A 24,877-nucleotide genomic window follows, 5' to 3' on the forward strand; every position below is an offset into this window, starting at 1 on the left:
GCAAGTAGTCCTCTAGTTGCGGTAGTTCGTGCCGCCAACTACCGCAACTAGAGGACTAAACGCGGTCAGGCGAAGCGGGTCATGACGTGCTTGACGCGGGTGTACTCGGCGAAGGAGTAGGACGAGAGGTCTTTCCCGTGGCCGGAGTGACCGAAGCCGCCGTGGGGCATTTCCGCGACCAGCGGCCCGTGGGTGTTGACCCAGACGCAGCCGAAGTCGAGTTCGCCCGAGACACGGGTCGCGCGTCCGAGGTCGTTGGTCCAGATCGACGACGCCAGCCCGTAGGGGACGCCGTTGGCCAGTCGCACCGCCTCGTCCTCGTCCACAAAGGACTGGACGGTGATGACCGGGCCGAAGATCTCCTCCCGCACGATCTCGTCGTCCTGCTTCAGGCCCGAGATCACGGTGGGGGAGAAGAAGAACCCGCGGTCACCGGCGGGGGTGCCGCCGGTCTCCACGCGGGCGTGGGAGGGGAGCCGTTCGACGAGGCCGCGCACCCGGCCGAACTGCGCCTCGCTGTTGAGCGGGCCGAAGTCCCGGCCGGGCGCCTGTGTGGCGGCGGCCTTGGTCAGCTCCGCGACGAACTCGTCGTGGATCGCCGCGTCCACCAGCACCCGGCTGCCCGCGGTGCAGTCCTGCCCGGCGTTGTAGAACGCCGCACCGACGATGCCTTCCGCCGCCTCGGGGAGGTTCACGTCGCCGAACACCAGCAGCGGCGCGTTCCCGCCGAGTTCCAGGTGCGTGCGCTTGAGGTCTGCCGCCGCGACGGTGGCGACGTCGACGCCCGCGCGGCTCGACCCGGTGATCGACACCATCTCGGTGATCGGGTGCTTCACCAGCGCGCGGCCGGTGTCGCGGTCACCGCACAGCACGTTGAAGGCGCCCCGCGGCAGGAATTCCGCCGCGACCTTCGCCAGCAGCACGGCCGTCGACGGCGTGGTCTCCGCGGGCTTCAGCACGATCGTGTTCCCGGCGGCCAGCGCCGGGGCGATCTTCCAGACACCCATCATCAGCGGGTAGTTCCACGGCGCGATCTGCGCGCAGACGCCGACCGGCTCGCGGCGGATCGCGGAAGTGTGCCCCGGCAGGTATTCCCCGGACGCGGTGCCTTCGAGTTGCCGCGCCGCGCCCGCGAAGAACCGCAGAGCGCTGACGCACTCCGGGATCTCCTCGTCCAGCACGACGGACCGGATCTTACCGGTCTCGCGGATTTCGAGCTCGGCGAACTCCTCCGCACGGGCCTCGACGGCGTCGGCGATCTTCAGCAGTGCGAGTTGACGCTGGGCGGGCGTGCTCTTGCGCCACACCTCGAACGCCCGTTCGGCGGCCGCCAGTGCGGCGTCCACCTCGGACTCCTCGGACAGGACACTGGTGCCGAAGACCTCGCCGGTGGCGGGGTTCACCAGGTCGAGCGTTCGCGAGCCCGCCGCCGATACCTCGGCGCCGTCGACGAAATTGAAGACCTGAGTCATTTCTTCTCCAGGTGGGTCGGCTCGAACATCTTCAGACACGCGGGGACGACGACCACCGACGGGCCGGGCGTGCCCAGCGCGTCGGCGAGATCCTTCCCCACGGTGTCCAAAAAGGACACGGTGGCCGGGACGCCGAAAGAGCGTGCCAGCGCGGCGAAATCGGGTCGCGTGAGTTCGGTTGCGGTGGACTGCCCGAAGGCACCGGTCAGGTATTCGCGCAGGATGCCATAGCCGCCGTCATCGATCACGAGCCACGTGACGTCCAGTTCGTGCTGGACAGCGGTGGCCAGTTCCGCGATGCCGTACATCGCGCCGCCGTCACCGGACACCGCGAGCACCGGTCCGCCGGTGGCGGCCGCGCCGCCGAGCGCGCCGGGCAGGCCGTAGCCGAGCCCGCCCGCGCCCTGCGCGGTGTGGATCGGCGCGCCTTCGGGGTTCCACGCGGACCAGGCCCAGTAGGCCGCGATCGTCATGTCCCAGAACGTCTGCGTGCCTTCGGGGACCGCCGCGCGGATGTCGTCGATCAGCCTGCGCTCGGCATCGAGTGGCTGGCCGTCGAGCCGTTCGCGCACCTTGGCCAGCAGGTCCGAGACAGCCGCTTCGGCAACGCCGTCCGGCTGCCGGAACGGTACCTGCTCCAGAAGTCCTTGCAGGGCGAGCCGGACGTCGGCGTGGATGCCCAGCGCCGGGTAGTTCGACTCCAGCTTCCCGAGATCGGCCTCGACCTGGATCAGCCGGCCGCGCGGAGCGAACTCGCGGTAGTTGCTGGACAGCTCGCCGAGTCCGGAACCCAGCACCAGCAGCACATCCGCGTCCGAGAGGAATTCGGTGCTGTGCCAGTCTTCGAGCCAGGACTGCCCGGAAAGTTCGTGGTCCCAGCCGAAGACGCCCTTGCCGCCGAACGTCGACAGCACCGGGGCACGCAAGGCCTCCGCGAGCGCCTTCAGTTCCGCCTGCGCGCCCGAGCGCAGTGCGCCGCCGCCGGCGAGGATCACTGGCTTCTTCGCCGCACCAAGGAGATTCGCTGCTTCGGTGAGCAGTTCCGGCAGCGGTACGAGGGATGCCGGATTAGCGGTCGCCGAGGTGATCCGCGGCAGATCCGTCGGCGCCAGCAGGACGTCCTGCGTGATTTCGACCCACACCGGGCCGTACGGCGCCGCCGACGCGGATTCCCAGGCCTCGCGCAGCGCCGTCGGGATTTGGCTGACGGTCCGCACCACGTGCACGGACTTCACCACGTCACGGAAGCTGGCCCGCTGGTCGGGCAGTTCGTGCAGGTAACCGTGCCGTCCGCCGCCGAGCCCGGCGACCGGGATCTGGCTGGAGATGCCGAGCACCGGCACCGACGCGGCCCGGGACTCCTGCAGCGAAGCCAAGGTCAGCAACGCGCCGGGCCCGGTCGACACGATCATCGGCGTCACCGGAACCGGGCCGTCGGGGTCCGCCGCGAGCCGGGCGCGGGCGTGCCCGTCGGCCGCGAACGCCAGGTTGTTCTCCACCCGCGAACCGATCACGCGGAGTCCGGAGTCGCGCCGCAGCGCCTCGAACAGGCCGAGCGCGTGCTGGCCGGGCAGGCCGAACACGGTGTCGGCGCCGAGCGCGCGGAGGGTTTCGACGACTACGTCGCCGCCTATCCGTTCTGCGCTGGTCATTCGCCCTTCCCCAAGCTGAGCAGGCTCACCAGGTCGTAGGCGACGTGGGAGGCCGCGATGGCGGTGATCTCGGCATGATCGTAAGCCGGGGCCAGTTCCACCACATCGGCTCCGATGAGGTTGCAATCCCGCAGGCCGCGCAGGATTTCCAGCAGTTCCCGGCTGGTCATGCCGCCCGCTTCGGGGGTGCCGGTGCCCGGCGCGTGCGCGGGGTCGAGCACGTCGATGTCGACCGAGATGTAGAGCGGGCGGCCGCCGATGCGCTGGCGCAGCGCGTCGACGGTCTCGGCGACCCCGCGGCGCATGACGTCGCCGGAGGTGACGATGCCGAATCCGAGGCGGCGGTCCTCTTCCAGATCCCGCTTGCCGTACAGCGGGCCGCGCGTGCCGACGTGGGACAGCGCTTCGGTGTCGAGGAGGCCTTCCTCGGACGCCCGCCGGAACGGGGTGCCGTGGGTGTACGGCTCGCCGAAGTAGGTGTCCCAGGTGTCGAGGTGCGCGTCGAAGTGCAGCAGCGCCACCGGTCCGTGCCTTTTCGCCGCCGCCCGCAGCAGCGGCAGTGCGATCGTGTGGTCGCCGCCGACGGTCACCAGCCGCGTCCCGCCCGCGGTCAGCGCCTCTGCCTCGTCCTGCAGGGTCTCGATCGCCTCGCCTATGTTGAACGGGTTGAGCGCGATGTCGCCGGCGTCGACCACCTGCGTTTCGGCGAACGGGGAGACGTCGAGTTCCGGGTGGTACGGGCGAAGGAGCCTGCTGGCCTCACGGAGTGCGGCGGGGCCGAACCGAGCGCCTGGGCGGTAGGACACCCCGGCGTCGAACGGCACCCCGACGACGGCGACGTCCGCGTGCTCGACCTGATCGATCCGCGGCAGCCTCGCGAAGGTCGCGAAACCGGCGAACCGGGGCACCTTGGACGAGTCGACGGGGCCGATCGGGCTCTGCTCAGGCACTGTGTCTCCTTGATTTTTATCGCGCGACCGCTATCTGCCAGGACGCGACTTTCGCAGTCAACTGGTGGTTGGGTGGTAGGGCGCCCTGCCATCGCGATAGCGGGCCTGTCGGCCAAACGCGCGACCTCAAAAGATCAAGGGACCTTCGTCGCCTTAGCCTCATCGAGTTTCGCTTTCGCCTCTTCTTCTTCGGCGACCGCGCTGCCGTTCAGGCGGCGGGTCCAGACGGTAAGGATTTCGTCCGACGTCCGCGGGGTGAGGAAGCTGACCAGCAGGTACACCGCCAGGCTGGAGCCGAGTCCCCAGTAGATCGGGCTGTTGGCCTCGACGCCGTCGACGAACATGAACGTGACGACCACGACGGTGCCGACGACCATCGACGCGAGCGCGCCCTGGCGGGTACCGCGCTTCCAGGCCAGCCCGCCGATGATCGCGACCAGCAGGCCGCCGACGAGGATGTCGTAGGCGATGGTCAGCGCGTTGACCACGTCGTCCACCACCATGGCGATACCGATCGCGGCGATGCCGAGGACCAGGGTGGTGACGCGGTTCCTTGTGACCTCGTTGACGGCCTTCTTGAGGCCCAGCTTGGAAAGCAGGTCCGAGGTGCTCACCGTGGAGCAGGCGATGAGCGCGCCGCTCGCGGTCGACATCATCGCCGACAGCGCTGCGGCGAGCACCAGGCCGCGGATCCCGGCGGGCAGTTGCTCCTCGACGATGGTGGCGAACGCGTCCTGCGCGCTGGCCAGCGTCGGGTAGAGGGTTTTTGCCGCCGTCCCGATCAGCGCGCCGGCGAGGCCGTAGATCAGGCAGTAGACACCGGAGATGACGCCACCGCCGGTCGCGATGCCCGGGGTGCGGGCGGTGAACACGCGCTGCCAGATGTCCTGCCCGATCAGCAGCCCGAAGCTGTAGATGAGGAAGTAGGTGAAGATCGTGTCGCCGCCGATGGCGGTGAGTTCGAAGTAGCTCTCGTCCAGCCGCGCGGCCATCCCGTCGAAGCCGCCTGCCGAGGCGATCGAGACCGGCAGCAGGACGAACAGGATGCCGATGGTCTTGATGACGAACTGGACGATGTCGGTCAGCGTGATCGACCACATGCCGCCGAGTACCGAGTAGAGCACCACGATCGAACCGCCGATGGCGATACCTGCCCAGCTCGGCACGTCGAACAGGACCTTGAAGATGGTGGCGAACGCCAGCGTCGAGGTGACGGTCAGCATCAGCGTGTACGCCCACATGACGACGCCGGAGAACGCGCTGGTGGAGCCGCCGTAACGCAGGTCGAGCATCTCGCCGACGGTGTAGACGCGCAGCTTCACCAGCCGCCGCGCGAACAGCGTGTGCAGGACCAGGATGCCGACGCCGATCGCGATCACGAGCCAGGCGCCGGAGATGCCGTAGGTGTAGCCGAGCTTCACCCCGCCGACCGTCGAAGCGCCGCCGAGGACGACCGCGGACATCGTGCCCGAATACATGAACCAGCCGAGGCGACGGCCGGCGACCAGGTAGTCGGACTTGGTCTTGGCGAGCCGCAGACCGAACCAGCCGACCCCGATCATGCCCGCTATGTAGAGCGCGATCACCGCGTAGTCACCGGCCACGGTGTCCTCCTTACCTGGGGGCTGTTCGCTTCGTTCGGGTCACCGTAGGTTCGTTAGCGCCTTGAACGACATGGGATGATCCATCCAGAGTTATGTGCGAATGAGGATGGAATGACCCAAACTCACGATCCGCTCGACTCAGAGGTGAATGTCCCGTTACGGGCCGTGGTCGGCAACCCGGAACTGGCACTCGACCCGGTCGTGGAGACGCTGCGCCCTGGCGCGCTCGACGCCCCGGTGCGCTGGGCGCATGTGAGCGAGCTGCGGGATCCCGCGCCGTACCTGCTCGGTGCGGAACTGCTGCTCACCGCCGGGGTGAACCTGCCGGTGGAGCCGCCGGAGATCGACCGCTACGTCCGGCGGCTGGCCGGCAGCGGGATCTCCGCGCTGGGGTTCGGGCTCACCCCCGGCGCCTACGAGACGCTGCCGCCGTCGCTGCGGGCGGCCTGCATCCGTTACGGCCTGCCCCTGCTGGTCGTCCAGCCGCGTACGCCGTTCCTGGCGATCAGCCGGGCGGTGTCGGTCGCGCTGGCCGAGGCGGGACAGCGGGAACAGCGGCGGATCGCGGTCGCGCGCGAGGCGCTGACCAGGGCGGCCGGTGACGGGCTCGGCGAGCTGACGAGCGCGCTGGCCGCACGGTTGCGGGCATGGGTGGCGCTGGTCGGTGTCGGTGACGTCCTCGCCGCCGATCACGGCACGCCGTCACCGTGGCCGGCCGAGGTCCGGGAACTGGTCGCCACGCTGCGGGCTGGCCGCGGGATCCGCAGTGCGACGACGGAACTGGCCGACGGCACGCACGTGGTCGCGCAACCGGTGTACCCACAGGCGACGGCGTCGTATCTGGTCGTGGTCGGCCGCGTCGAGCGGTTCGACGGCGCGGACCGCGCGATCCTGTCGGTCGGGGCGGCGCTGCTCGGACTGGCGAGCCGCGCGGGTTCGGACGCGGCCGGGCTCGGCGCCACCGCCACCGCGTTGCTGCTGGGGGAGACCGACGTGGCAGGCGCGGACGAGCGCCGTCTGGTCGCCGGGATCGCCTACCGCCGCGGCCCCACCGAGGCCGCCGCGCGCTACGACTGGCTGCGCGCCCGGCTCGACACCCCGCTCGTGCGGCTGCTGCCGGGACCGCGGTTCGACGCGATCGTCGGCGAGGCGCCGGAGATCGGAGACCTCGACAGGCTCCGCGCCGACGGTTGGCTCGCCGTGGTGAGTTCGCCCGTCCCGCCCGATCGCCTTCCCGAGGCCGTCACCGAAGCCGAATCGCTGCTGGGGCGGGCCGCCGCGCTGGAACGGCCGGTGGTCGCGGAAGCGTCGGGGCTCGGGTTGGACGCGCTGATCACCCCGGGCGCGGCGGCGGGGTTCGCCGCCCAAGCGTTGGCGCCGCTGCGCGAACTCGACCGGAAAGGCGACCGCGAACTGGTCGAAACGCTGCGAACCTGGCTCGCGCACCACGGCGGCTGGGACCGGACGGCCGCTCAACTCGGCGTGCACCGCAACAGCGTCCGGCACCGGATCGGGCAGATCGAACGGGCGCTGGAGGTGGACCTGGCGGACCCGGAGATCCGGATGCGGCTGTGGTTCGCCCTGCGCTGGGTCTCGTGAGTGTTAAAGCCAACCGTGTCCTAGGTACCTATGGTGGGGTCGGGATCGCGGTCCGTGAAGGACTCCTTGAGGGACCCAGAGTCCCTCAAGGAGTCCTTCACGGACTCGGAACACTCGGTTGGTCGCCTCAGTGGCCCCACCAGTGACGACGATGGCGCGTGAAGGCCCCCTTCACGCGGCTCAGCCGAAGAAACTCGACCTTCACACCTTCCTGTACTTCCTGCGGACAGACAAGCGCGACAGAACCGCCCTTACCGCTCACGAGTCCAATCAGGTCACTCTCAGGAATGTGTGGCAACGTAGGGTCGTGCGAATTCTGGTAGTCGAAGACGAAGAACCCCTCGCCGACGCGATCGCACGCGGCCTGCGGCGCGAGGGGATGGCGGTGGACATCGCGCTCACCGGTGACGACGGGCACGAAAAGGCCACTGTCACCCGGTACGACGTCGTGCTGCTCGACCGTGACCTGCCCGGCATGTCCGGTGACGACCTGTGCCGCGAGATCGTCGCGTCCGGCGAGTTGACGCGCGTGCTCATGCTCACCGCGAGCGGTTCCGTTTCGGACCGCGTGGACGGGCTTTCGCTCGGCGCCGACGACTACCTCGCCAAGCCGTTCGCCTTCCCCGAACTCGTCGCGCGGGTGCGGGCCCTGGGCCGCCGCGCGACCCCGGCCGCGCCGCCGCTGCTGACTTCGGGCGACGTCGAACTGGACCCGGCGAGGCGGACCGTCCGTCGCGCGAGCGGTCCGGTCGAGCTGACCCGCAAGGAGTTCGGCGTGCTGGAGGTGCTGCTGTCGGCCGCGGGTTCGGTGGTCAGCAGCGAGGAACTGCTCGAACGCGTGTGGGACGAGAACGCCGACCCGTTCACCACCACCGTCCGGGTCACCGTGATGACCCTGCGGAAGAAACTCGGCGAACCGGGGATCATCGAAACCGTCGTCGGCTCCGGCTACCGGGTGCCGGAGCAGGGGACCGCACGCGGGTGAACCTGTCCGGTGCCCGCAGCCTGCGTGGGCGGGTCACACTGCTCGCGACCGGGCTGGTGGCGCTGGTCAGTCTCCTGTTGCTTTGGCTGACCTGGAATCTGGTCGGCGACGCCGTTTCCGCCGTCCCGCAACTGCCGCCGGGCACCACGGTGCGGGTCGACGGCGTCGACGTCGACGCGTCGGCCGTCACCGAGCATCTGCGGGTGTACGCCCGGAACCGCGTGCTGCTGTTCGGCGCGGTCGCGTTCTGTTTCGTCGTGCTGGCGGCGGGGATCCTCGCGTGGACGTTCACCGCGCGGGTCCTGCGGCCGCTGCGCGAGATCACCGGGACGGCACGGCGGCTGTCGATCGAATCGATGGGGGAGCGGATCGGCGAGGTCCGCACCAAGGACGAACTCGCCGAACTGGCCGAGACCTTCGACGACATGCTCGACAGGCTGCAGGCCGCGTTCGACGCGCAACGGCATTTCGTCGCGAACGCCAGCCACGAACTGCGGACGCCGCTCGCGGTCATCCGCACCGAACTCGACGTCACCTTGGCCGACGAGGAAGCCGACGAAGCCGAACTGCGGCGAATGGCGGGCGTGGTCCGCGACGCGACCGAACGGGCGGAGCGGCTGGTCGGCTCGCTGTTGCTGCTCGCGCGGACGGACGGCGCGGGGCTGGTGGCGAGGGAACCGGTCGACCTCGCGGCGATCGTCGCGAGCGCGTGGCGCGCGGTGCGGGCCGACGCCGAGAAACGTGGCATCCGCACCGAATTCGCGACCCCCGGCGCACCGACGTTCGGCGATCCCGCACTGCTGGAACGTATCGCGGGCAACCTCTTGGAGAACGCCGTGCGGCACAACGTCGAGGGCGGCTGGCTGGACGTCGTCACCCAGGCCGGTCCACAGTGGTCGGTGCTGCGGGTGCGGTCGTCCGGCGGCCTGCTCGACCCGGCCGCGGTCCCCGGACTGTTCGAACCGTTCCGCCGCGCCGGTGTCGCCAGGACCGCCCGCACCGGGGCGGGGCTGGGACTTTCCATCGTGCGGGCCGCCGTCCAGGCCCACGGCGGCATGGTCTCCGCGGAACCCGTTGTGGGCGGCGGTCTTTCGGTGACCGTCCACCTGCCCGCGCTGCCCTGACCCGCCGCCGGGGTTACGGTTCGAGGATGGTCCCCAGTATTCGGCTGAACAACGGAACGTCCCTGCCCCAGCTCGGATTCGGGGTGTACAAGATCGGCGACGACGAGGTCACCGGCGTGGTCCGCACCGCCATCGAGGCGGGCTACCGCGCCATCGACACGGCGACCCTGTACGCCAACGAACGCGGTGTCGGCGAGGCCGTCCGCACCAGCGGGCTGCCGCGCGAGGAACTGTTCGTCACCACGAAACTGTGGAACACCGAGCACGGTCACGACTCGGCGTTGCGCGCCTTCGACACCAGCATGAGCGAACTCGGCCTCTCCTACGTCGACCTGTACCTGATCCACTGGCCACTGCCGTCGCAGGACAAGTACGTGGAAACGTGGCGGGCGCTGGAAAAGATCGCCTCCGACGGCCGGGCGAAGGCGATCGGTGTCTCGAACTTCCAGCTCCCGCACCTGGAACGGCTGATCGAAGAGACCGGGACCGTCCCGGCGGTGAACCAGATCGAGTGCCACCCGTGGCTGCAGCAACCGCTGCTCCGGAACTTCCACGAGAAGCACGAGATCGTCACCGAGGCCTGGGGCCCGCTGGCGCGAGGCGGGGACCTGCTCTCCGACGAGAAGATCACCACCATCGCGCGGAAACACGGCAAGACGCCGGCTCAGATCGTGCTGCGGTGGCACATCGAGATGAACCACCTGGTGATCCCGAAGTCCGTCACGCCCGAACGGATCGAAGAGAACATGGACGTCTTCGACTTCGCGCTCGACGCGCACGACGGTGCCGCGATCGCCACCCTGGAGCAGGGCAAGCGGCTGGGGCCGGACCCGGACACGCTGGGCGCGTGAGCCCGCAAGTAGTCCTCTAGTTGCGGTTCGCCGGCGCCAGATCCGCCTCCGCACCGGCCCGGCGGGGCCGGTGAAAAGGCGGTCGGCACGCGGATGTCCTCGCCGATCCCCGCGCCTGCCAGTTCTCCTGCACGCACGAGCAGTCGCCTGCTCAGGGAGAGCTACGCCTGAGGGACGTCCACGAAAATTGGATTCCCGTAGAGCCAGAGGTCCTCGAACGGGTTCGACTGCCCGATCACGTCCGCGCTCGGCTCGATCCCGCCGGGCACGCGCTTTTTGCCGTCCGTGCCGCGCGTGCGCACGAAGAATGATTCGCGCACGTTGCGGAAGGTGTGCCGGAAGGCGACCGTCCGCCCCGGAGCCCACCGCGGTTCGAAGGAGCGCACCACGCGGGTACCCGGCGCCGACTGGGTGTCGCGGTCGGAGACGGGGCCGGTGACCGGTCCCGAGATGAGGTCGAGCCGCGCGAGCCGGGGGATCGCGCCGCCGCCGTTGGGCCGGGCCGCCAGTTTCGCCGAGACGACGACCGTGACGTCGGACCCGCGCCGGACCCGCAGCCTGCCGCCCATCGTCGCCGAGGTCCAGCCGCTGTACGCGCCGAACTCCAGCTCCTGCGCGAGCCCGCCGTGGACCACCCAGACGCGTCCCGCGCGCAGGCCTTCCAGCACACCTTCGTGGCTCCGGCGGGTCACGCCGACGACTGTGCGGCTGAACTCAGCGGGGGCGAAGTCCGCGTACGGGGGCAGAGTCTGCGGGATGCCGGTGTCGATCGGGTCCGGGTAGCCGCCGTGCTCGTCGTAGTAGCCGTCCGGGACGCCCGGCCGGACGAGGGTGTCGCCGCGGTTGTAGTGCGAGTCGGAGTTGCTGGTGATCCACCACGGCTTTCCTTCGGCCAGCAGGGAATCCCAGAGCCCGCCGACGGTCGCGGTGCTTCAGTCGAATCCGCCGTGAGTGCGGTAAGCCGCCTCCGGGAAGCCCGGCCACGAGTTCGAACCAGGCGAGTTGCCGTACCCGCCGCGGGCGCCACCGCCGCTTCCGAGTGGTTTGGGGAAGCCGTCGGCCTGCGCTCCCGGCGCGCCCTCCATGCCGATGACGATGCCTGGTGAGGCGTCGCGCAGCGCGCGGATCTCGTGCGGGGCGATCCGGCCGTTGCGCAGCGGGTGGTTGATCACCACCACGGGCGCGTGGATCCGCCGCGCGCGTTCTTCGGCGGCGAGCCAGCGGATCGCCTTGACCGCCAAGGCCTCGTTGTCCGGGGTACCCGCTTCGGTCCCGGTCAGCCGCCAGTCGAAGGCACGCTCGAACTCACGCAGCTTCGCGGCCTGGTTCGCGCCCGCCTGGAAGAACAGCGTCGCGTGCTCGGCGCCCGGCACGTTCCACTCCATGCCCTGCCACAGCAGGAGATCACGGTGCTCGCGCTGTGCCGCCCGGATCGCGGCGTTCGTCCGCTCCACCGACGACTTCTCGTGCGTGGCGTGGCCGTGATCGGTGATCACCGCCCAGTCGGCGCCGTGGCGGCGGGCGCCGTCGGCGATTCCGTCCACCGTGTACATCGCGTCGTAGGAGTACTGCGTGTGGATGTGGTGATCGCCCACCAGCCACCGGTAGTGGTCCCGGCCGAAGAGCCGTCTGACATCGATGTCGAGGGCGATGTCCAGATCGAGGGCTTCCGCCGGGGTGGTGGCGGTGAGCGGCGCGCCCGCGGCCACCGCGGACACGAGGCCCGCGCGTTTGAGGAAGCCGCGGCGGTCCACGCCAGGTTTTTCGCTGTTCACCGGCGGCACGCTAGAGAGCTTCGCTGAACGGGCGGTGTCCGAGCGGCCAACGAACGGCGCCGTGTGATGATCGTCCCTGTGGAAGACGAAAGAAGCAGACCGAGAGCGTCTCGCCGATCGCTCTGGGTGCTCGGTGCGGTCGCCTTGCTCGTCGTCGTGGCCGCCGTGACCACGGCCGTCGTGGTGCTCGGCGGGGTCGGTGCGACGCCGACGTCCGTCGTGGCGCAACCCCGGGACACCACGCCCGCCGCGCTCGGCAAACGTGAACTCTGCGGGATCCAGCTGGTCATGTACGTCGAGACCGACCAGGACATGACCGCCGCGGCGGAGAAGCTCCGGGAAGACCCGAAAGCGCGTCGCGTGCTGACCGAGACCAAGCGACAGGCCTACGAGCGGTTCCGTGAGATGTTCGCGAGCCGACCGGATCTGCTGGAGCAGACGAGCCAGGACGCCCTCCCGGCGGTCGTGCACCTCGTACCCGTCACCGGGACCGACCCCGAAGCGTGGGCGGCGGATTTGCGGCAGCGCTTCCCCAAGGCGACGAAGGTCGACGTGCTCGATCCCGCGCCGATCGCCGCGCGGATGAAGGTCACGCCCCCGCCCTGCCCGCCTTCCGGCGAACGGTGACAGCTCGTCTCCCCGGGGGGATGGCCGGGGAGACGAGCTTTCCCGCACCAGCACAGAGTTTCACGAAAACGCGGCCACTTGCCACAAAATCCACGAAAAACGCACAAGGCCACCGTCGGCGATCAGGAGATCGCCGACGGTGGCCTTGTGTTCGACGTCAGGAGAGCGGAACGCTCGCCACTCCCGGTGCCAGGAACGGCTTGCCGTTGACCTTCTCGGACACCCCGGCCCGGTCCAGGTACGGCGTGATGCCGCCCAGCCAGAACGGCCAGCCCGCGCCGAGGATCAGGCACAGGTCGATGTCGTGGGCCTCGGCGACCACGCCCTCGTCGAGCATGATCCGGACCTCCTCGGCGATCGCGGCCAGTGCGCGGTCACGCACCTGCTCGGAGGTCGACGGCGAGTCGCCGCGCTGCCAGAGCGCGTCCACCTCGGGGTCGACGGTCGCGTTGCCCTTGTCATCCCACTGCCAGACGCCCCTCTTACCCGCCTTGACAAAGCGGTCGAGGTTCTCGCTGACGGTGAACCGGTCCGGGAACGCCTCGTGCAGGGTTTCCCCGACGTGGAGGGCGATCGCCGGGCCGACCAGCTGCATCAGCGTCAGCGGCGTCATCGGCAGGCCCAGCGGTTCCAGCGCCTTGTCGGCGACCTCGAACGGCGTGCCCTCGTCGACAGTCACCAGCACCTCGCCGAGGAACCGCAACAGCAGCCGGTTGACCACGAACGCGGACGCGTCCTTGACCAGCACGCTCGACTTCTTGAGCTGCTTGCCAAGGGAGAACGCGGTGGCGAGGGCGACGTCGTCGGTCTTCTCCGCGCGGACGATCTCCAGCAACGGCATCACCGCGACCGGGTTGAAGAAGTGGAACCCGACCACGCGCTCCGGATGCTTCAGCTGCGACGCCATCGCGGTGATCGACAGCGACGAGGTGTTCGTCGCCAGGACCGCCTCGGGGGAGACGTACTGCTCCAGGTCGGTGAAGACCTTCTGCTTGAGGCCAAGCTCCTCGAACACCGCTTCGATCACGAAGTCGGCGTCAGCGAAGGCGGATTTGTCGAGCGAGCCGGTGACAAGCGCTTTCAACCGGTTCGCGCCGTCTGGCGAAACCCGCTTCTTGGCCAGTAGTTTGTCGATCTCATCGTGCACATACGACACGCCCTTGTCGACCCGTTCCTGGTCGACGTCGGTGAGGACCACCGGTACCTTGAGGCGGCGCACGAACAGCAGCGCCATTTGGCTGGCCATCAGGCCGGCGCCGACGATGCCGACCTTGTTCACCTTGCGGGCCAACGACTTGTCCGGCGCACCGGCCGGTCGCTTCGCGCGCTTGTTGACCAGGTTGAACGAGTAGAGCCCGGCACGCAGCGTGTCGTCCATGAGCAGTTCGGCGAGGCCGTCGGTCTCGGCCGCGTAGCCGCGGTCCAGATCGTTCTCGCGGGCCAGCTCCAGCAACTCGACGGCCTTGGTCGCGCCGGGGGAGGCGCCCTTGGTGCGACCATCCACAATGGCCTTGGCACGGCCGATCGCGGCGTCCCACTCGGCACCGCGGTCGATCTCGCGGCGGACGGGGGTGATCGCGCCGTTGACGACCTTCGCCAGCCACAGCAGGGACTGCTCGAGGTAGTCGGCCGAACCGAAGACCTCGTCGACGATGCCGAGTTCCGCCGCCTGCGCGACCTTCAGCATCTTGTTCTGCGCCAGCGCGTTCTCGATGATCACGGTGACCGCGGCGTCCGGCCCGATGAGGTTCGGCAGCAGCTGCGTGCCGCCCCAGCCAGGGAACAGGCCGAGAAAGACCTCGGGGAACGCGATCGCTGCGGTGTTCTCCGACAGCGTGCGGTAGTGGCAGGAGAGCGCGAGTTCGAGCCCGCCGCCCATCACCGCGCCGTTGATGAACCCGAAGGTCGGGATCTCGGTTTCGGTGAGGCGCCGGAACACGTCGTGCCCGGTCTGCGCGATTTCCCGCGCCAGTGCCGGATCCGCGACCGCTTCGACACCGGACAGGTCGGCGCCGACGGCGAAGATGAACGGCTTGCCGGTGACCGCGATCGCGGCGGGCTCGGCCGCGAAGGCGGCGTCGATCGCGGCGTTGAGGCTCACCAGGCCCTGCGGGCCGAAGGTGCTGGGCCGGGTGTGGTCGTGGCCGTTGTCCAGGGTGATCAGCGCGACCGGCTTGTCGAGCCCGGGCACCTTGACCAGACGCGTGACCGCGTTCGTGACGACCTCGTCGGGAAAGGCGGCTTTCGCCTGCTCAGCGGTGAAAGTCATTACTTCGCCCCCTCGAATGCCGGGTTCTCCCAAAGCACGGTGCCGCCCATGCCGATGCCGATGCACATGGTGGTCAGGCCGTAGCGCACGTCGGGGCGCTCGGCGAACTGACGCGAAAGCTGCGTCATCAGCCGGACGCCGGACGACGCGAGCGGGTGACCGCAGGCGATCGCGCCACCCCACTGGTTGACGCGTGGGTCGTCTTCGGCGATGCCGAAGTGGTCGAGGAACGCGAGCACCTGGACGGCGAACGCCTCGTTGATCTCGAACAGGCCGATGTCGTCGATCGACAGGCCGGTGCGCTGGAACAGCTTCTCGGTGGCGGGTACCGGGCCGATGCCCATGACCTCCGGCTCGACGCCGGCGAAGGAGTAGCCGACGAGCCGCATGCCGATCGGCAGGCCGAGTTCGCGGGCGGTGTCCTCGTCGGCGAGCAATGCCGCGGTGGCGCCGTCGTTGAGACCGGCCGCGTTGCCCGCGGTGATCCGGCCGTGCGGACGGAACGGCGTCTTCAGCCCGGCGAGCGTCTCGAGCGTGGTGCCCGGGCGCGGCGGCTCGTCCTCGGTCGCGAGGCCCCACCCGAGTTCCTTCGAGCGGGTGGCGACCGGGACCAGCTCGGGCCCGATCTTGCCGGTCTTCACGGCCTCGGCGTACTTCTCCTGGCTGCGCGCGGCGAAGGCGTCGGTGCGCTGCTTGGTGATCGCCGGGAACCGGTCGTGCAGGTTCTCCGCGGTCTGGCCCATCACGAGCGCCGTCGGGTCGACGAGCTTGTCGGCGATGATGCGCGGGTTCGGGTCGACGCCCTCGCCCATCGGGTGGCGGCCCATGTGCTCGACGCCGCCGGCGATGGCTATGTCGTAGGCGCCGAAGCCGATCCCGCTCGCGGTGGTGGTGACCGCGGTCATCGCGCCCGCGCACATGCGGTCCAGCGCGAAACCGGGTACGGACTTCGGCAGGCCCGCCAGCAATGCGGCGGTGCGGCCGATGGTCAGGCCCTGGTCCCCGATCTGGGTGGTGGCGGCGATCGCCACCTCGTCGACGCGCTCGGGCGGCAGCTCGGGATGCCGCCGCAGCAGTTCACGGATGGCGTTGACGACGAGGTCGTCGGCACGGGTGCCGGCGTACATGCCTTTTTCGCCTGCCTTGCCGAAGGGCGTTCGCACCCCTTCGACGAAGGCGACATTGCGTACCGACCGCGCGTTCGGCGCGAGCGGTGTTGCTCCTGCGGCCACGAATGCTCCTGAAGTAGAGGTAGTCCTGACCGCACCCTAGCCCTGGTTACCCGTCGGTAACCAGGATGGTGGCCCGGTCGAGTGGGGGAAGGCACACTCCTGGGTTCAGTGGGGTCGTCTACCTCCGCCGCTTGGCCGATCCGGGGACGGTGGGGAAGTTGCTATGTTCGAAGTGATCAAGGGGGGATCACGATGACATCGCCGGGGCCGGCCGTCACCCGTCGCGCGCTTCTGGGGATGGCGGTCCTCGCGCCGCTGGCCGCGTGCACCCGCGGAATCCCGCCCGCGACGCCGTCGGCTCCCCCGCCGCCCCCGCCTCCCACCACCCGGCAGTTCCACGACCGGCTGATGGAGCTGGAGAAGAAGTTCGACGCGAGGCTCGGCGTGTACGCGCTCGACACCGAAGGCGGCGGCACGGTCGAACACCGCGCGGACGAGCGGTTCGCGTTCTGTTCGACGTTCAAAGGTGTCGCGGCGGCCGCCGTCCTGCACCGCAACCCGTTGTCGCACCTGGAAACCAGGGTCACGTATTCACGGGACGACCTGATGAAACACGCCCCGGTCACCGGGCAGCACGTGGCCACCGGGATGACGATCCGCCAGCTGTGCGACGCCGCCGTCCGGTTCAGCGACGGCACCGCGGGCAACCTGCTGCTGCGGGACCTCGGCGGTCCCCAGGAGCTGACGGCCTTCGCGCGTGGCCTCGGCGACACCGTCACCCAGATGGACCGGCTCGAACCGGCGATCACCGAGGCCACCCCCGGCGATCCGCGCGACACCACGACACCGCGGGCGTTCGGCACCGACTACCAGAAGATCGTGCTGGGTGACGCGCTACCGAACGACAAACGCGACTTCCTCCGCGACCTGCTCCAGCGCACCACCACCGGCGCCGAGCGGATCCGGGCGGGGCTGCCGCCGGGCTGGGCCGTGGCCGACAAGACCGGGACCGGTGACTACGGCACGCTGAACGACATCGCCGTCGTGTGGCCACCGGGCAAGGCGCCGATCGTCATGGCGATCATGTCCAGCAAGGCGGCCAAGGACGCGCCGTACGACCAGGCGCTGCTCGCGGAGGCGGCTAAGTACGTAGCCGAAACGCTCGCCTAGTCGCGCTTCGCGCGGCGATCTCGCGTGCTTGGACGAGTTCGGTCTTCAAGCACGTCTAGTTGCCGGTGGCGCTGGGGAGCAGGGCGGGGCAGCCGCCGGTGACGTAGGCCGGGTCGTACTCGAAGTGCCACTTCTCGTTGTCGTAGCGGCGGCACCAGCCCAGCGCGCCGCCGTTCTTGTCGACCCACGCGGCCGAATTCAGCGGCTGGATATCGACGGCGATTCCCTTGACGTGCATGGACGTCTCCGGCTGCAGTGCCCACTTCTTGGCCTGCTCGACCGAGCCGAACCGCTCGACGGCCTTGTCGAACTCGCGTTGCTGCTGGCTCCGGCTGCGCTTGCCGTCGTTCACGCACAGCTCGATGTTCTGGGCCTTGGCCTTGGCGCGCAGGGCTTTCCACGCGTCGACCACGTCCGGGCGCATGCCCGTGGTCTCCTCGTCGACATAGCGCTTGTCGACGGCGCACGTCGGGCCGGTATCAGGGCCAGGGACCTCTTCGAGGACCGCGAGCGCCTGCCCGGACACCGGTTTGACGGCCACGCCGGTGGCTCCCAGCGCCACCATCGCGATGCCGACGAGCCCCAGCGCCGCGAACACGCTGATAGCGGTCCTGCGGCTGGAGGTGAATGTGGTGGGCACCACTCCGAAGTTACCTTCTGCCCGGTGGGCCGCCAGGGTTTGTGACCTTCTTCCCAGAATGCCGGATCAGGCCAACCGAACCGGAAAGGCGCTGGTCCCGTAAGTGGGGGACCTACGGTGGATGAGTCAGGTCCACGGTCCGTCCGTGAAGGACTCCTTGAAGGACTCTGGGTCCCTCAAGGAGTCCTTCACGGACTCGGAACACTCGGCCGGTCGCCCCGGTGGCCCCATCAGTCACTGAGTTGCCGCGTGAAGGACCCTTTCACGCGGCTCAGCCGAAGAAGACTCGGTGGGCAACCGCGCGACAGGACCGCATGGGTCAGGTCCCGTGAGTGGTAATCGTCTTTACCACTCACGAGACGCCCATCATCGGCCCAGGTGGCCGAGCCAGCCGCCGAACCGTGTGATGTCCTCGGCGCCTTCGACCGCCATGGGCTCGCAGACGAACCCGGACACCTCGGTTCCGTCGGCCAGCCGCACCTTCCCGATCGCCAGCGGCGCGGGGACACCCGCCACGAACTCGCCGAAGCCGGCGAACGGCAGGTCCCAGACCTCCGCCTTGATCGGCTCGCCGCCCGAGGCGACCCGGACGAGGCCGGGTTTGGGCGGCACGGTGTCCAGCGCGTAGAGCCGGTACTCGGCCGCCGTCGTCCCCGCCGAGACGAACCGGCCTCCGCGCGAGGTCAGTTCGTGGTTCAGCGGCTGCCCGCGCAGGTGGGCGCCGACGACGGCGATCCGGGTCCGTCGCGGCACCAGGCGGGCGACGTCGGCGAGGATCCGGTCGGCGTACGCGGCCCCGACCAGCATCACCCCGAACGGTAGCCCGCCGACGGTTCCGGCGGGCACGGCCAGCGAAGACAGGCCCAGCAGGTTCGTCGAGTTCGTGAACCTGCCCAGCCGGGCGTTCACCCCCAGCGGGTCGGCCTCGACCTCGGCGATCGTCGGGTGCTCGGTCGTCGTCGGCAGCAGCACACAGTCCACAGTGGACAGAACGGCCGACGCTTCCCGTTCCAAGCCGTCGAGTGTCGCCAGATCGGTGAACAGCCGGTGCGCCGGGATGTCCTTGGCCGCACCGATGATCCGCCGCACGGCCGGATCGACCACGTCCGGACGCGTGTCGATGAACTCGCCGACCGCCGAATACCGCTCGGCCACGAACGCGCCCTCGTACAGCAATCGTGCCGCGGCCAGGAACGCCGATATGTCGACAGGAACCAGCTCGGCCCCGGCCGCACGGAACGACTCCGCCGCTACGGAGAACGCCTCGGCCCAGCCGTCCTGCAACGGGCCCAGCTCCTGAGGCACACCGATCCGGAAAGGACGGTGCACCACCGGAAGATCCCGTGGCTCGCTGAGACTCGCGAACGCGGTCGAAGCCTCGTCGACCGTCCGCGCGAACACGGTCACGCAGTCGATGCTCGCGCACGCGGGCACGACACCGGTCGTCGGCAGCAGTCCCCGTGTCGGTTTCAGTCCGACGATCCCGTTGAACGCCGCCGGAACCCGGCCGGATCCGGCGGTGTCGGTACCCAGCGCGAGATCCACGATCCCGAGCGCCACCGCGACCGCCGAACCCGAACTCGACCCGCCCGACACGTACGCCGGGTCGATCGCGTTCCGCACCGCGCCGTGCGGACTGCGGGTGCCGACCAGCCCGGTCGCGAACTGATCCAGGTTGGTCGTGCCCAGGATCAGCGCACCGGCCGCGCGCAGTCGCGCCACCACCGGCGCGTCCTCGTCCGGCCGGTAGCCGTACTCGGGACAGGCCGCCGTCGTCGGCAGCCCGGCGACGTCGATGTTGCCCTTGATCGCGGCGAGCTTCCCGTACAGCGGCAAGATTTCAGCCGCCGCGCGGCGGGTTTCCAGGTTCTCGGCGTCGGCGAGCACCTCGTCCTCGGGACGCAGGTCGATCCAGATCTCGGGCCGGTCGACCCGCGCGATCCGGTGGTACGCGGCGCGCACCCGCTCCAGCACGCTCATCCCGCACTCCTTCCCAGAACCACCAGCGGTGTGCCGGGGGCGACCTGGTCGCCGGGGGAGACGAGCACTTCGACGACCTCCCCGGCGGACGGCGCGGGGATCCGCGCCTCGGTCTTCATCGCTTCGAGGATCACCAGCGTCTCCGCCGTGCCGACCTTCTTGCCCGCCTCGACGTCCACCCGCCACACGGTCGCGGCGAACGGTGCTTCGACGACGTGACCGCCGGGCGGGGCCTCGACCCTCGTGGTCGGGACCTTCGCCCCGACGGGCTCGGGACGAGGGTCGAATTCACCCGCCGCCGCCCAGGCCTGCCGCTCGGCCTCGAACGCCGAGCTCTGCTTCGCCCGGAACTCGGCGATGTCGGCGGCGTTGTCGGCCAGGAACCGCTCGTGGTCGGCCAGCGCGAACTCGCCGTCGGTGATGTCGAGTTCCAGTTCCCCCGCCGAACTCCGCGCCCGCAGGTCCAGCAACTCCTCGGCGGACACGGGGTACCACGAGATCCGGTCGAAGAACCGCAGCAGCCACGGCGAACCCGGTTCGAACGAGCCACGTTGCCGCCAGCCGCTCCACACCTGCACGGTCCGCCCGACGAACTGGTACCCGCCGGGGCCTTCCATCCCGTAGACGCACAGGTACGAGCCGCCGATGCCGACGGAGTTCTCCGCGGTCCACGTGCGCGCCGGGTTGTACTTCGTGGTGACCAGCCGATGCCGCGGATCGAGGGGAGTGGCCACCGGCGCGCCGAGATAGACGTCGCCGAGCCCCAGCACCAGGTACTCCGCGTCGAACACCGTCCGGTAGACGTCGTCCACACTGGACAGACCGTTGACCCGCCGGATGAACTCGATGTTCCACGGGCACCACGGCGCGTCGTCGCGCACGCCAGCCATGTACCGCTCGATCGCCTCGCGTGTCGCCGGGTCGTCCCACGACAACGGCAGCCGCACGGTCCGGCTCGGCACCACGAGATCCGCGGTACGCGGCAGATCGTGCTCCATCTCCTGGACGAGATCGAGCAGTTTCGAGACCGGCAGCGCGTCCGGCTCGACGTGGACCTGCAGCGACCGGATGCCCGGTGTCAGGTCGACCACGCCGTCGAGGCCTTCCGCCGCCAGCCTGTCCGCGAGGGCGTGGACCCGCATTCGCAGGGCCAGGTCGAGTTTCATCGGCCCGTACTCGATCAGCAGGTTGTCGTCGCCGCTGCGCCGGTAGGTGACCTCGGGGTTCTCGTCCGATGTGGACAGACGGCCGAGAATGCCGCCGTCGTCGATCGGTTTCCGGGTCGCTGTGACCGCTTCGCCGGGTGCCTCCCGCAGTGAAACCGCGTGCTCGGTGGTGATCGGCACGAACCGTACGGTGTCACCCGGACGCAACTGGCCGAGTTTCCAGCGCTGCCCGGTCACCACGGTGGCCGGGCAGACGAAGCCGCCGAGGCTCGGCCCGTCCGGGCCCAGCAGGATCGGCAGATCGCCGGTGTAGTCGACGGCGCCGATCGCGTACGGCGTGTCGTGGATGTTCGACGGGTGCAATCCCGCCTCACCGCCGTCCTCCCGCGCCCAGCGTGGCCGCGGTCCGACGAGCCGGACGCCGGTCCGCGCGGAGTTGAAGTGCACCTCCCAGTCGGTGGCGTAGAACGTCTCGACGTCGTCCGGGGTGAAGAACTCCGGAGCGGCGTGCGGCCCTTCGGACGCGCCGATCCCCCAGTGCGTGCCGAAGACCGGGCGTTCGGACTCGGGAACCGGCCCGAGGACGTCGTTCTCCGGGAGCGGGCCGGGGGAGAGGACGTCACCGGCCGCCAGCGCGCGTCCGCCGTGCCCGCCGAAGCCGCCCAGCGTGAACGTCGCCGCGCTTTCCAGGAACTCCGGCACGTCGAAGCCGCCGCGAACGAGGACGTAGGCGCGGAGCCCGGCCGTGCCGGTCCCGACGTCCAGCACGCCACCCGAGGGCACCTCGACCGGTGTCCACTGCGGAACGGTCGTCCCGTCGACGGTCACCGGTGACGGAGATCCCGTGACGCAAACGATTGCGTCGTCGGTGAACCGCAGTGACACACCGTCCACGGTGCACTCGAGGCCGGGAGTGCCTTCGGGATTGCCCAGCGCGCGGTTGCCAAGCCGCGACGACAGATCGTCCATCGGCCCGCTCGGCGGGACGCCCACGTGCCAGAACCCGAGCCGCCCCGGCCATTCCTGGACGGTGGTCATCGTCCCGCCCCGCAGGACCTCGATCCGCGGTTCGGGATCGGTGATCGCGTCGAGCGTCGCGGTGTCGTGCGTGACGTCGTGCACCCGCTGATCGGCGGTCACCGCGCGCAGCTGGCCGAGGTTCGTGCGGACGCCGTCCACCCGGCTTTCCCCGAGCGCGGCGCCCAGCGCGGCCAGCGCCTCGGCTCGATCCGAACCGACGGTGATCACCTTGGCGAGCAACGGGTCGTAGTGCGTCGTCACCTTGGTGCCCGCCTCGACCCAGGTATCCACCCGGACCTCGGCGGGGAAGTCGGCACGGGTCAGCAGGCCCGCGCTCGGCCGGTGCCCGGCGGCCGGGTCCTCGGCGTAGACCCGTGCTTCGACGGCGTGCCCATGTGGCTCCGGGGTCGTGGCGAACATCGCGGTGTCGCCGTCGGCGAGGCGCAGCATCCACGCGACCAGGTCGATTCCGTAGACCGCCTCGGTGACCGGATGCTCGACCTGCAGTCGCGTGTTCACCTCGAGGAACGCGGCCTCCTCACGGTCCGGGTCGTAGATGAACTCGACCGTGCCCGCCGACCGGTAGCGCACCGACGCGCAGAGATCGACGGCCGCGGACACCAGTTTCTCGCGCACCGCTTCGGAAAGCCCCGGGGCGGGGCATTCTTCGAGCACCTTCTGATTGCGCCGCTGCAGCGTGCAGTCCCGGGTGCCCAGCGCCAGCACCTCACCCGCGCCGTCACCGAACACCTGGACCTCGACATGCCGGGCTCGCGTCACCAGGCGTTCCAGGAACACACCCGACGTCGAGAAGCTCTTCGCCACGATGCTCCGCACCGCGTCCCAGGCTTCCCGCAACTCCTCGGCCGAAGCGCAGGCGCGCATGCCGATCCCGCCACCACCGCCGGTGGCCTTGAGCATCACCGGGTAGCCGATCTCGGCGGCCGCGGCCTCGGCGTCGGCGAGGGTGTCCAACAACCCGGTGCCCGGCAGCAGCGGGACACCGGCGTCGACGGCCTTAGCCCGCGCGGTGTGCTTGCTGCCGAAGACTTCGAGCTGGTCCGCGGTGGGACCGGCGAACCGGATCCCGGCCGCTTCCGCCGTCCGGGCGAAAGCGGCGTCCTCGGAAAGGAACCCATAGCCGGGGTGGATCGTGTCCGCCCCGGTCTTCAGTGCGGCTTCGATGATCGCGTCGCCGAGGAGATAACTCTCCCTGGCGGGCGCGGGGCCCAGTCGGATGGCCTCGTCGGCGAGCCTCACGTGTGCGGCGGTGCGGTCCGCGTCGGAGTAGACCGCCACCGTCGCGATGCCCATCTCCTTCGCGGTCCGGATGATCCGGACCGCTATTTCCCCCCGGTTGGCGACGAGCAGCTTCACACGTCACCGCCGGTGACGATCATTCTGACCGGGGTCGGGTCGAACCCGTTGCACGGGTTGTTGATCTGCGGGCAGTTCGAGACCAGTACCAGGACGTCGGTCTCGGCGCGCAGTTTGACCTCCATGCCGGGCCCGGAAATACCGTCGACGATGCCGAGCGTACCGTCCTGTTCGACCGGCACGTTCATGTACCAGTTGACGTTGCTGACCAGGTCCCGTTTCCCCAGGCCCCATTTCGCGCCCTCGGTCAGGAAGTTCTCGACGCAGGCGTGCTGGTAGCGCGTGTGCTGGCCGTAGCGGAGGCTGTTCGATTCCTTGCTGCAGGCGCCACCGATCGTGTCGTGCCGCCCGCAGGTGTCTTCGACGACGGTGAGCAGCGGGGCGCCCTCACCGGTGCGCAGCACACTGCCGGTGGTGAGGAAGATGTTGCCCTGCGCGGAGATCGTGGCGGCCGCGCTGTACCGCTTCGCCGTGTCGGCGGCGTCGTAGCAGAGGAAGTCGACGGCCTGGTTGCCGCCGAGATCGATGATCGCGAGCGTCTCGCCTTTGCGGAGCACGGTGGAGTACGGGGCCCGCGCGGCGACCTCGCTGTCGGAAATGATGGTCATGCCAAGCTCCTGGCGGTGAGATAGTCGGCGGTGTTCTCGAAGGCGCGCCGCCCCTCGGGCGAAGCCGTCCATTCAGGACTGTCCGGAGTGGACGGAGCGCCGTGCTGGGCGAGGACGCGCAACGGGGTGACCGTGTAGTCCGGGCGCGGGTCGAGCGGATGCGCCACGTTCGCGATCAGGACGACGACCGGGAGTTCGGTCCGCAGGATCACGGATTTACCAGGTCCGGCCGAACCGGTGAACGTCAGCCCGCCGTCGGTCTCCACGTGGATGCCCTGGAAGAAGGACAGGCTCGGCGGCAGATCGCGCGGGGTGAGGCCGTGCTTCGCGGCGGCCAGCGTGAACAGCGCGTTCCCGGACGGCGAACCACCCTGCGGGCCGCCGTCGCCGTAGCGTTCCGCGTTACCGTCCACAGTGGACGTACCGCACAGCGCGTCGTGCTTGCCGCTCTCGTCGGTGACGACCGTCGCGAGCACCCGTGCCTGATCCGACAGCAGCGCGATCGCCTCGCCGAGGTAGGCGTTCCACTGGACCTTCACGGTGTCCGCGACGTTCAGCCGCTCCCACGGCTGGTCGGCGTTGAACAGCAGCAGATGCGCGCAGGCGTCGCCTTCGATGTCGGTCAGCCGCAGTTCGGTGCCGCGGGCGAGGACCTTGTGGGTGTAGCCGCCACCGGCGACGGTCTCGGCCCAGACCAGCTTCGCCGGGTCGATCCCGGGCGGCGGATCCGGCCAGGTGGACGCCGGGATCGCGGGCATCGCTTCGGTCACCGTGCCCGCTTGGGCGCGCGCGTGGTCGCGAGCGCCGTACGTGGTCGATGTCGTGCTCATGGGACC

17 protein-coding genes and 1 pseudogene are annotated in these 24,877 nt (G+C 69.7%); 6 read left to right on the forward strand and 12 right to left on the reverse strand.

Going from position 1 to position 24,877, the window contains the following annotated elements:
- Positions 1-65 precede the first annotated feature (65 nt).
- The 4 genes from ACM6LR_RS20110 to ACM6LR_RS20125 all read right to left on the reverse strand — a co-directional run bounded on the left by ACM6LR_RS20110 (position 66) and on the right by ACM6LR_RS20125 (position 5,678).
- Complete coding sequence (locus ACM6LR_RS20110) at positions 66-1,472, reverse strand: aminobutyraldehyde dehydrogenase (protein ID WP_414937548.1); 1,407 nt, start codon at positions 1,470-1,472, stop codon at positions 66-68.
- On the reverse strand, positions 1,469-3,124 hold the full coding sequence (locus tag ACM6LR_RS20115) for a thiamine pyrophosphate-binding protein (RefSeq protein ID WP_414944288.1): 1,656 nt from the start codon (positions 3,122-3,124) through the stop codon (positions 1,469-1,471). The genes ACM6LR_RS20110 and ACM6LR_RS20115 overlap by 4 nt, the downstream gene beginning before the upstream one ends.
- Positions 3,121-4,074 carry an agmatinase gene (gene speB, locus ACM6LR_RS20120; RefSeq protein WP_414937550.1) on the reverse strand — a complete coding sequence of 318 codons (954 nt, stop codon included), beginning with the start codon at positions 4,072-4,074 and terminating at the stop codon, positions 3,121-3,123. Before speB ends, ACM6LR_RS20115 begins: the two co-directional genes overlap by 4 nt.
- 134 nt (positions 4,075-4,208) lie before the next feature.
- Positions 4,209-5,678: a sodium:solute symporter gene (locus ACM6LR_RS20125; protein WP_414937551.1), complete on the reverse strand. Its 1,470-nt coding sequence runs from the start codon at positions 5,676-5,678 to the stop codon at positions 4,209-4,211.
- 111 nt (positions 5,679-5,789) lie between these two features.
- Here ACM6LR_RS20125 and ACM6LR_RS20130 point away from each other — a divergent pair, with 111 nt between their 5' ends.
- From ACM6LR_RS20130 to ACM6LR_RS20145, 4 genes are all read left to right on the forward strand, one after another.
- A complete protein-coding gene (locus ACM6LR_RS20130) occupies positions 5,790-7,277 on the forward strand; it encodes a PucR family transcriptional regulator (RefSeq protein WP_414944289.1) in 1,488 nt (495 codons plus the stop codon).
- 307 nt (positions 7,278-7,584) lie between these two features.
- Positions 7,585-8,262 carry a response regulator transcription factor gene (locus tag ACM6LR_RS20135; protein ID WP_414937553.1) on the forward strand — a complete coding sequence of 226 codons (678 nt, stop codon included), beginning with the start codon at positions 7,585-7,587 and terminating at the stop codon, positions 8,260-8,262.
- The gene (locus ACM6LR_RS20140) at positions 8,259-9,386 is read left to right on the forward strand and encodes a sensor histidine kinase (protein ID WP_414944290.1); all 1,128 of its coding nucleotides are present in this window, start codon (positions 8,259-8,261) and stop codon (positions 9,384-9,386) included. The genes ACM6LR_RS20135 and ACM6LR_RS20140 overlap by 4 nt, the downstream gene beginning before the upstream one ends.
- A gap of 26 nt (positions 9,387-9,412) precedes the next feature.
- On the forward strand, positions 9,413-10,237 hold the full coding sequence (locus tag ACM6LR_RS20145) for an aldo/keto reductase (RefSeq protein WP_414937555.1): 825 nt from the start codon (positions 9,413-9,415) through the stop codon (positions 10,235-10,237).
- A 161-nt stretch (positions 10,238-10,398) separates the two neighbouring features.
- Here ACM6LR_RS20145 and ACM6LR_RS20150 read toward each other — a convergent pair.
- Positions 10,399-11,991, reverse strand: a pseudogene (locus tag ACM6LR_RS20150) (twin-arginine translocation signal domain-containing protein).
- Between the two features lie 147 nt (positions 11,992-12,138).
- On the opposite strand from ACM6LR_RS20150, the gene ACM6LR_RS20155 reads away from it, so the two are divergent.
- Positions 12,139-12,639, forward strand: coding sequence for a permease-like cell division protein FtsX (locus ACM6LR_RS20155; protein WP_414937557.1), 501 nt, complete (start codon positions 12,139-12,141; stop codon positions 12,637-12,639).
- 157 nt (positions 12,640-12,796) lie between these two features.
- Here the strand turns inward: ACM6LR_RS20155 and ACM6LR_RS20160 are convergent, their stop codons facing one another.
- Together ACM6LR_RS20160 and ACM6LR_RS20165 are read right to left on the reverse strand one after the other, a co-directional pair.
- The gene (locus ACM6LR_RS20160) at positions 12,797-14,908 is read right to left on the reverse strand and encodes a 3-hydroxyacyl-CoA dehydrogenase NAD-binding domain-containing protein (RefSeq protein WP_414944291.1); all 2,112 of its coding nucleotides are present in this window, start codon (positions 14,906-14,908) and stop codon (positions 12,797-12,799) included.
- Complete coding sequence (locus tag ACM6LR_RS20165) at positions 14,908-16,140, reverse strand: thiolase family protein (protein WP_414937559.1); 1,233 nt, start codon at positions 16,138-16,140, stop codon at positions 14,908-14,910. Before ACM6LR_RS20165 ends, ACM6LR_RS20160 begins: the two co-directional genes overlap by 1 nt.
- 192 nt (positions 16,141-16,332) lie before the next feature.
- On the opposite strand from ACM6LR_RS20165, the gene bla reads away from it, so the two are divergent.
- The gene (gene bla, locus ACM6LR_RS20170; protein WP_414944292.1) at positions 16,333-17,250 is read left to right on the forward strand and encodes a class A beta-lactamase; all 918 of its coding nucleotides are present in this window, start codon (positions 16,333-16,335) and stop codon (positions 17,248-17,250) included.
- A gap of 55 nt (positions 17,251-17,305) precedes the next feature.
- Here the strand turns inward: bla and ACM6LR_RS20175 are convergent, their stop codons facing one another.
- From ACM6LR_RS20175 to ACM6LR_RS20195, 5 genes are all read right to left on the reverse strand, one after another.
- Positions 17,306-17,893, reverse strand: a complete 588-nt coding sequence (locus ACM6LR_RS20175; RefSeq protein ID WP_414944293.1) for a D-alanyl-D-alanine carboxypeptidase family protein — start codon at positions 17,891-17,893, stop codon at positions 17,306-17,308.
- Between the two features lie 363 nt (positions 17,894-18,256).
- Positions 18,257-19,870, reverse strand: coding sequence for an allophanate hydrolase (locus tag ACM6LR_RS20180; RefSeq protein ID WP_414944294.1), 1,614 nt, complete (start codon positions 19,868-19,870; stop codon positions 18,257-18,259).
- Positions 19,867-23,433 (reverse strand): urea carboxylase, encoded by a 3,567-nt coding sequence (uca, locus tag ACM6LR_RS20185; RefSeq protein WP_414937562.1) that lies wholly within the window; start codon positions 23,431-23,433, stop codon positions 19,867-19,869. The genes ACM6LR_RS20180 and uca overlap by 4 nt, the downstream gene beginning before the upstream one ends.
- A complete protein-coding gene (locus ACM6LR_RS20190) occupies positions 23,430-24,041 on the reverse strand; it encodes an urea amidolyase associated protein UAAP2 (protein WP_414937563.1) in 612 nt (203 codons plus the stop codon). Before ACM6LR_RS20190 ends, uca begins: the two co-directional genes overlap by 4 nt.
- Positions 24,038-24,871: an urea amidolyase associated protein UAAP1 gene (locus tag ACM6LR_RS20195; protein WP_414937564.1), complete on the reverse strand. Its 834-nt coding sequence runs from the start codon at positions 24,869-24,871 to the stop codon at positions 24,038-24,040. Before ACM6LR_RS20195 ends, ACM6LR_RS20190 begins: the two co-directional genes overlap by 4 nt.
- Positions 24,872-24,877: the final 6 nt, after the last annotated feature.

The sequence above is a fragment of the Amycolatopsis sp. cmx-11-32 genome (assembly GCF_047608695.1).
Classification (GTDB): Bacteria; Actinomycetota; Actinomycetes; order Mycobacteriales; family Pseudonocardiaceae; genus Amycolatopsis.

Bases quoted from the DNA above. Each gene is read 5' to 3' on its own strand.
- ACM6LR_RS20110 (WP_414937548.1), bottom strand. From the start codon at position 1,472: ATGACTCAGGTCTTCAATTTCGTCGACGGCGCCGAGGTATCGGCGGCG.
- ACM6LR_RS20195 (WP_414937564.1), bottom strand. From the start codon at position 24,871: ATGAGCACGACATCGACCACGTACGGCGCTCGCGACCACGCGCGCGCC.
- ACM6LR_RS20130 (WP_414944289.1), top strand. From the start codon at position 5,790: ATGACCCAAACTCACGATCCGCTCGACTCAGAGGTGAATGTCCCGTTA.
- ACM6LR_RS20190 (WP_414937563.1), bottom strand. From the start codon at position 24,041: ATGACCATCATTTCCGACAGCGAGGTCGCCGCGCGGGCCCCGTACTCC.
- ACM6LR_RS20145 (WP_414937555.1), top strand. From the start codon at position 9,413: ATGGTCCCCAGTATTCGGCTGAACAACGGAACGTCCCTGCCCCAGCTC.
- bla (WP_414944292.1), top strand. From the start codon at position 16,333: ATGACATCGCCGGGGCCGGCCGTCACCCGTCGCGCGCTTCTGGGGATG.
- ACM6LR_RS20160 (WP_414944291.1), bottom strand. From the start codon at position 14,908: ATGACTTTCACCGCTGAGCAGGCGAAAGCCGCCTTTCCCGACGAGGTC.
- ACM6LR_RS20115 (WP_414944288.1), bottom strand. From the start codon at position 3,124: ATGACCAGCGCAGAACGGATAGGCGGCGACGTAGTCGTCGAAACCCTC.
- ACM6LR_RS20180 (WP_414944294.1), bottom strand. From the start codon at position 19,870: ATGAGCGTGCTGGAGCGGGTGCGCGCCGCGTACCACCGGATCGCGCGG.